Raw genomic sequence first — 7096 nt, 5'->3', positions numbered from 1 at the left:
TCGGTGAAGTGAATGCGCTTGAAGAAATCGGGGTCGCTTTCAACCTGCTGGGCGATCCGGTCCATGATCGAAACGGCTTCGATCGGCCAGGCGCCCGCCGCGGTTTCAGCCGAGAGCATCACGGCGTCTGCACCGTCGTAGATCGCGGTTGCGACGTCCGAAACTTCGGCGCGGGTCGGCGTTGGCGATACGATCATCGATTCGAGCATCTGCGTCGCGACGACCACAGGCTTGCCCATCTGACGCGCGGTCGAAACGATTTTCTTTTGCAGCGGGGGAACCTGTTCGGGTGGCAGTTCGACGCCCAGATCGCCACGCGCCACCATGACGCCGTCTGCAAGTTCAAGGATTTCCTCTAGCCGGTGGATGGCCGCTGGCTTTTCGATCTTGGCGAGCAAGGCCGCTTTGCCTCCGATCAGCTTTTTGCCCTCGGCAACGTCTTCCGGTCGTTGGACGAACGACATTGCGACCCAATCGACGCCCTGCTCCAATGCAAAGGCCAGATCCGAACGGTCCTTGTCAGTCAGTGCTGCGATGGGGACGACAACATCTGGTACGTTGAGCCCTTTGCGGTCGGAGAGCATCCCGCCAACCTCGACACTGGTATCGATATGGTCGGGGCTGATGTCGGTAACCCGCAACACCACTTTGCCGTCGTCGAGCAACAGGCGGGTATCGATTTCGAGTGCGGCGAAGATTTCCGGATGCGGCAAATGGACGCGCGTCGCGTCCCCTGCCTTCTTGTTCGTATCGAGACGGAAAGGTTCGCCCGTCTTGAGCTCCACCTTGCCACCCGCAAATGTGCCAACGCGCAGCTTAGGCCCTTGCAAGTCAACGAGGATCGTTGTTGGACGGTTGTACGCCTTCTCAAGCGCGCGGATGTTAGCGATCAGCTGGGCTTTTTCGCCCTGTTCGCCATGGCTCATATTGACGCGGAAAGCATCAGCCCCGGCGCGGAACAGCTTTTCGATCATTTCTGGCGTGTCGCTTGCCGGGCCCAAAGTGGCGAGAATGCGGACTTTGCGCATGCGCGGCTTATGATATTGCATCTGGGAAGGCTCTTTCGCGCTCTGGATTTTGTCTCTCTTGCCTCCCATAACGGGGAGGAACCGGAACGGGAAGGGAGCATAGCTATGCAAATCAGTGATCAGGCAGCAGCAGCGGCATTCAGGCGGCTGGTCGCGCACTTGCAGCACCGCAACGATGCCGAGAATATTGAACTGATGGGCCTCGCTGGATTCTGCCGCAATTGCCTTGCGGATTGGGTGATGGAGGCGCAGCCAGAGCTTTCGAAGGAAGAAGCACGCACCCTGATCCATGGCATGCCACCTGCGGAATGGAAGGCGAAATATCAGAGCGAGGCGACGCCCGAACAGTTGCAGCGTATGGAAAAAAGCTTGGCGAAAAACGCCGCGCACAACTAGCCTTGTAAAATCGAATCTGCGGGGGAGAGAAATTATGAAGCGCGCGATTCTGGCGGCCACTTTGCTGTTGGCGAACACACCACTCGCTGCCCAGTTGGGCAGCACGACCTATATCCACGCCGGACGACTGCTCGACCAGCCTGGGCAGGCTCCGCGCGGCGCATCGACGATCATTGTGCGCGATGGCAAGGTGGCCGAAGTGCGCGACGGCTTCATCGTACCAGAAGCGGAAGCGCGGCTCTTAGACCTCAAGACGCAGTTTGTCCTCCCCGGGCTGATCGACATGCACGTTCATATTTCCAGCGACGACAATCTGCTGCGCAGCCGCCTGGAAGGCCCCAGCCGTGATGTCGAAGACGTGTTCGTGATCGCGCAGAACAACGCCCGGTTGACGCTGGAGGCGGGGTTCACCACCGTTCGTGATCTCGGCGGTGAGGGGCGCGCCACGGCGACGTTGCGCGATGCGATCAACAATGGCGTGATTGTCGGTCCCACCATCATCCCAGCTGGTACGATGATATCGGTGACCGGCGGTCATGGCGGTGTCAATGGTTTGAACCGCACTTTTACCCATGCTGTCGCTGCCGAACGCACCAACATCTGCGACGGACCGGACAGCTGCGCCAGTGCGGTCCGCGCCCAAATCTCCATTGGAGCCGAAGTCATCAAATTCGCTGCGACCGGCGGGGTTCGCTCGAATGTTGCGGGCGGGTTGGGCAAACAGATGACCGACGCCGAGATGAAGTCCATTGTCGATACTGGCCATAGCTTTGGCCGGAAGGTCACCGCGCACGCGCATGGCAAGGAAGGCATCGATGCCGCGCTTCGCGCTGGGGTGGACAGCATCGAACATGGCAGTTTCATCGACGATGAGACTGTGAAGCTGTTCAAGGCCGAGGGGGCCGCGCTCGTTCCGACAGCGGTCGCACCCATTGCTGCACTGGCACAGGCGCGGCGTGGCGATGCTCCGGCTCCACAACTCGCAAAGGCTGAGGAAGCCGCGGCAGCGCATGCGGCCAGCATGGCCCGTGCCATCAAGGGCGGAGTACGTATCCTCTTTGGCACTGACAGTGGCGTGGCTCCGCATGGCGATAATGCCAAGGAATTTGCCTTGATGGTCAAGGCAGGCATGACGCCAGCACAGGCAATCAAATCCGCTACCGCCGATAATGCCGTGGAACTCGATCGCCCCATTGGCGTGATTGCGCCGGGCCGCGATGCCGACATCATCGCCATAGCGGCTGACCCATTGGTAGACATAACGGCGCTGGAGAAAGTCGATTTTGTGATGCGGCGCGGCGTCGTTCACAAGCTTGGCGGGAAACGCCAGCCTTTTCCACCCGAATGAACAAAGGCTTGGCGCGACAACGGCACTGCGGCTAATCGCAGCTATTATCGATTCGGGGCTGCCTGCCCCACCAAACATCACAGGAGACCAGAATGTCTGAAGGCAATATCGCCGCCGACCAGTTGCGCCTTTTCATTGAACGCATCGAGCGTCTGGAAGAAGAGAAAAAGGGCATCGCCGACGATATCCGCGACGTCTACAGCGAAGCGAAGAGCCAGGGCTATGACACCAAGATCATGCGCCAGATTGTTCGCCTGCGCAAAATGGAAACCCATGATCGTCAGGAAATGGAAGCCATTTTGGAGACTTACAAATCGGCGCTTGGATTGGCATAAGGGCGACTTCCATTAGAGGAGTCTCCCCATGTTGATGACCACAACAACCACCGTCGAAGGCCGCCCTGTCGCCCAATATCTGGGCGTCGTAACCGGCGAAGTCATTGTCGGTGCCAATATCTTCAAGGATCTGTTTGCCAGCGTACGCGACATCGTCGGCGGCCGGTCGGGCGCTTACGAAAACTCCCTGCGCGATGCGCGTGAAACTGCGCTCAAGGAACTCGCTGAAGAGGCGCGCGCCTTGGGAGCAGATGGCGTGATCGGCATCGCTCTCGACTATGAGGTTCTCGGAGCACAGGGATCTATGCTGATGGTCAGCGCGTCGGGAACGGCAGTCAAACTGGGATAAGCTTCGCGGCTTGCCGAAGGCGCGCTTCCTGATGTAAGGGCGCGCCTTCAAATCACCTTCAGCCGAAAAGAAGAGAGCCATGGCAGGCCATAGCAAATTCAAGAACATCATGCACCGCAAGGGCGCGCAGGATAAGAAGCGCTCGGCAATGTTTTCCAAGCTCAGCCGCGAAATCACCGTTGCGGCGAAAATGGGTATGCCCGATCCGGACATGAACCCGCGCCTCCGCCTCGCGGTCAACGCAGCCAAGGCGCAGTCGATGCCCAAGGACAACATCCAGCGCGCGATCGACAAGGCCGCAGCTGCCGGCGGCGAAGATTATGAAGAAATCCGCTCCGAAGGCTATGGCCCGGGCGGTGTTGCCGTTATCGTCGAAGCGCTGACCGACAACCGCAACCGCACCGCCACCAATGTGCGCACCGCGTTCAGCAAGAATGGCGGCAATCTGGGCGCATCGGGTGCGGTGAGCCATGGCTTTGACCGCATGGGCCTGATCACCTATCCCGCCAGCGTCGGCGATGCCGATACTGTGTTTGAAGCAGCACTTGAAGCAGGCGCCGAAGACGTTGAAAGCGGTGAGGAAGAGCACAGCATCTGGACCGCGATGGACGCGCTGCACGAGGTGTCCAAGGCATTGGAAGCGACGCTGGGCGCCGCCGAAAGCGCAAAGCTCGCCTGGAAACCGCAAACGCTGGTCGAGGTTGACGAGAGCAATGCGGCAACGCTGCTCAAGATGATCGACGCGCTGGAAGACGACGACGACGTCCAGACGGTTTGGGGCAATTATGACGTCTCTGACGAGGTGATGGCGAAGCTGGGCTGATGATCATTCTCGGCCTCGACCCCGGCCTTGGCACGACCGGTTGGGGTGTCATTGTCAAGGAAGGCAACCGCCTCAGCCATATCGACAATGGCGAGATCAGCACCGATGCAAAGCTGCCGCTAGCCAACCGGCTGGTGGCGATCGATGAGAAATTGCGGGCGGTGCTCGACCATTTCAAACCCGATTGTGCCGCGGTTGAGGAAGTATTCGTCAACAAGAACCCGCAATCGACGCTGAAGCTCGGTCAGGCGCGAGGGGTGGTGTTGCTCGGCGCGGCGCGCAACCGCACGCCCGTCACCGAATATGCGGCGCGGTTGGTCAAGAAATCGGTGGTCGGCACCGGCAAGGCCGACAAGGATCAGATCGCCGCGATGCTCCGCGTGTTGATGCCGGGGCTGAAACTGGCAGGTGAGGATGCGGCAGATGCGCTGGCCGTCGCGGTGACGCACGCGCACCATATCCGGGGATAAAATCGTTTCACGCAAAGACGCGAAGACGCGAAGGTAGTGAGCGCGCGAAGCGCATTTCATTTTCTCTGCGTCCTTTGCGCCTCTGCGTGACAAGAATTTGCTCACGCAGAGGCGCAGAGTTCGCGGAGGTTTTCGAATTGCGGCTACGCCGCAGAAGAGCTTCTTCGCGTCTTTGCGTGAAACCAATTCACACCCGTTCACCCGATGTTCTCTTTTGCTTGCCGACTGGGGCGCGGCAAGCTAACCCTCTTACATGATCGCAAAACTTTACGGCCGCATCGATGAAACCGGCGTCGACAGCCTGGTAATCGACGTCAATGGCGTCGGCTATCTGGTGCAGGCAAGCGCGCGGACGCTGGCGGTGCTCGGCGGTGCGGGCGATTTCGCGACGGTCTTCACCGAAATGCTGGTGAGCGAGAATGACCAAAGGCTGATCGGTTTCGCATCGCGCGAAGAACGTGACTGGTTCCGCCTGCTGATCGGCGTGCAGGGTGTTGGCGCAAAGGTGGCGCTCGCCATCCTTTCTGCGCTTGAGGCGGATGACCTGACCATTGCCATCGCCAATGGCGACAGCGCGATGGTCGCGCGCGCCAACGGCGTCGGCCCCAAACTTGCCAGCCGCATTGTCAACGAGTTGCGCGACAAGGTCGGCGCGATCGCGGGCATCGGCGGCGGCGCGAAACTCGCTGCTGCGGCAAAGGCGGGCAATAATAATGTGTCCGATGCGGTCGCGGCGCTCACCGGCCTCGGCTTTAAACCCGGTGAGGCGCAAGGCGCGGTTGCGCTGGCGCTTGAGGAGCTGGGTGAAGGGGCGACACTCGACGCACTGGTGCGCTTGGCGCTGAAGAGGGCGGCGAAGTGATGGGCAGTTTGGCGCGGTTTTCGCCCTACACCATTTCAGTTGTCATTAGGCTATTGGAAATTCTGATTTTTGCAGTTGGGGCGTTTTTGCTGTTCGCACCATCAAATCCACTAGATCTGTCATTCGGACAGTTTGTAATCCTTTTGTTGCTTAGTGCGCCGACTATTTTGCTATGGGTATTTCTTACGCATCCGCTTGGACGCTGTCGCAATTGTGGAAAGTCACCATTGCATTTCAGTGAACCGCTGCAGGTATGGGTGTATTTGCACGCTCCCTGGAAAAGCGTGTTACAGCGTTGGAAGTTGTGGCCAGATGACGAATGTGAAGATTGTCGGACACAGTTGACTTCATTAGCAAAATTTTATGACCGATAACCCCCACCTCACCCCGATGCGCAAGCCTGAGGATATCGACGCGGCTCTCCGCCCGAAAAGCCTGACTGAATTTATCGGCCAGCAGGCAGCCCGCGAAAACCTCCGTGTCTTTATCGAGGCGGCCAAATCGCGCGGCGATGCGCTCGATCATGTGCTGTTCTTCGGCCCGCCTGGGCTGGGCAAGACCACGCTGGCGCAGATTGTGGCGAAGGAAATGGGTGTCGGTTTCCGCTCGACCTCTGGCCCCGTGATCGCCAAGTCGGGCGATCTGGCGGCGCTGCTGACCAATCTGGAAGAAGGCGATGTCCTGTTCATCGACGAAATCCACCGCCTGAATCCGGTGGTCGAGGAAATCCTCTATCCGGCGATGGAGGATCGCGCGCTTGATATCATGATCGGCGAAGGGCCTTCAGCTCGCTCGGTGCGGATTGACCTGCCTGCCTTCACGCTGGTCGGTGCGACCACGCGGCAGGGGTTGCTCACCACGCCCCTGCGCGACCGGTTCGGCATTCCGGTACGCCTCAATTTTTACACGCATGACGAGCTGGAGCTGGTTGTCACCCGCGCAGCGAAATTGCTCGATCTTGAAATTGCCGCCGATGGTGCGCGCGAAGTGGCGAAGCGTTCGCGCGGTACCCCGCGCATCGCCGGCCGACTGCTGCGCCGCGTGCGCGATTTCGCCAATGTTGCAGGTGAAACACTGGTCACCGCGAAAATCGCCGATGCCGCGTTGAACCGGCTGGAGGTGGATAATCTCGGCCTCGATGCGATGGACCGGCGCTATCTGATGATGATTGCAGATATCTATCGCGGCGGCCCTGTGGGGGTAGAGGCGCTGGCGGCGGGGCTTTCCGAACCGCGCGATACGATCGAGGATGTGGTTGAGCCCTATCTGCTGCAACTCGGCCTGATTGCGCGCACTGCACGCGGGCGGCAGCTGAACGGCCCGGGCTGGAAACATCTCGGAATTACGCCGCCGACAGGTGCGCAGGATGGCCTGTTCGACAAATGACAGGGGTTTTCCCCGATAGTCCGAGTCATTTCATCGACCAACTGAGTCTGTATCGGCACAACCCCCTTCCTGTCATGGAATCCTTGGGTTAAGCCGCTT

The 7096-nt window shown here is 59.5% G+C and carries 9 protein-coding genes; 8 read left to right on the top strand and 1 reads right to left on the bottom strand.

The window, feature by feature from the left end; genetic code table 11:
- Positions 1-1049: pyruvate kinase (gene pyk / locus Q0239_RS00900; protein ID WP_298596943.1), on the bottom strand; the 1049-nt coding region annotated here is incomplete at its 3' end.
- Positions 1050-1133: 84 nt separating this feature from the next.
- Here pyk and Q0239_RS00895 point away from each other — a divergent pair.
- From Q0239_RS00895 to ruvB, 8 genes are all read left to right on the top strand, one after another.
- Positions 1134-1424 carry a DUF1244 domain-containing protein gene (locus Q0239_RS00895; protein ID WP_298596940.1) on the top strand — a complete coding sequence of 97 codons (291 nt, stop codon included), beginning with the start codon at positions 1134-1136 and terminating at the stop codon, positions 1422-1424.
- Between the two features lie 34 nt (positions 1425-1458).
- Positions 1459-2772 carry an amidohydrolase family protein gene (locus Q0239_RS00890; protein ID WP_298596937.1) on the top strand — a complete coding sequence of 438 codons (1314 nt, stop codon included), beginning with the start codon at positions 1459-1461 and terminating at the stop codon, positions 2770-2772.
- A 92-nt stretch (positions 2773-2864) separates the two neighbouring features.
- On the top strand, positions 2865-3107 hold the full coding sequence (locus Q0239_RS00885) for a DUF2312 domain-containing protein (RefSeq protein ID WP_115549962.1): 243 nt from the start codon (positions 2865-2867) through the stop codon (positions 3105-3107).
- Between the two features lie 28 nt (positions 3108-3135).
- Positions 3136-3456 carry a heavy metal-binding domain-containing protein gene (locus Q0239_RS00880; protein WP_298596929.1) on the top strand — a complete coding sequence of 107 codons (321 nt, stop codon included), beginning with the start codon at positions 3136-3138 and terminating at the stop codon, positions 3454-3456.
- Between the two features lie 79 nt (positions 3457-3535).
- Positions 3536-4279 carry a YebC/PmpR family DNA-binding transcriptional regulator gene (locus Q0239_RS00875; protein ID WP_298596926.1) on the top strand — a complete coding sequence of 248 codons (744 nt, stop codon included), beginning with the start codon at positions 3536-3538 and terminating at the stop codon, positions 4277-4279.
- The gene (ruvC, locus tag Q0239_RS00870; RefSeq protein WP_298596923.1) at positions 4279-4749 is read left to right on the top strand and encodes a crossover junction endodeoxyribonuclease RuvC; all 471 of its coding nucleotides are present in this window, start codon (positions 4279-4281) and stop codon (positions 4747-4749) included. Before Q0239_RS00875 ends, ruvC begins: the two co-directional genes overlap by 1 nt.
- A 253-nt stretch (positions 4750-5002) precedes the next feature.
- Positions 5003-5611, top strand: coding sequence for a Holliday junction branch migration protein RuvA (gene ruvA, locus Q0239_RS00865; RefSeq protein ID WP_298596920.1), 609 nt, complete (start codon positions 5003-5005; stop codon positions 5609-5611).
- A 363-nt stretch (positions 5612-5974) separates the two neighbouring features.
- Complete coding sequence (gene ruvB, locus Q0239_RS00860; protein ID WP_298596917.1) at positions 5975-6997, top strand: Holliday junction branch migration DNA helicase RuvB; 1023 nt, start codon at positions 5975-5977, stop codon at positions 6995-6997.
- The last annotated feature ends 99 nt before the right edge of the window (positions 6998-7096 follow it).

It is taken from the genome of uncultured Sphingorhabdus sp., assembly GCF_937872355.1.
GTDB lineage: Bacteria > Pseudomonadota > Alphaproteobacteria > Sphingomonadales > Sphingomonadaceae > Sphingorhabdus_B.
This window is presented reverse-complemented; position numbering and strand designations above follow the sequence as displayed.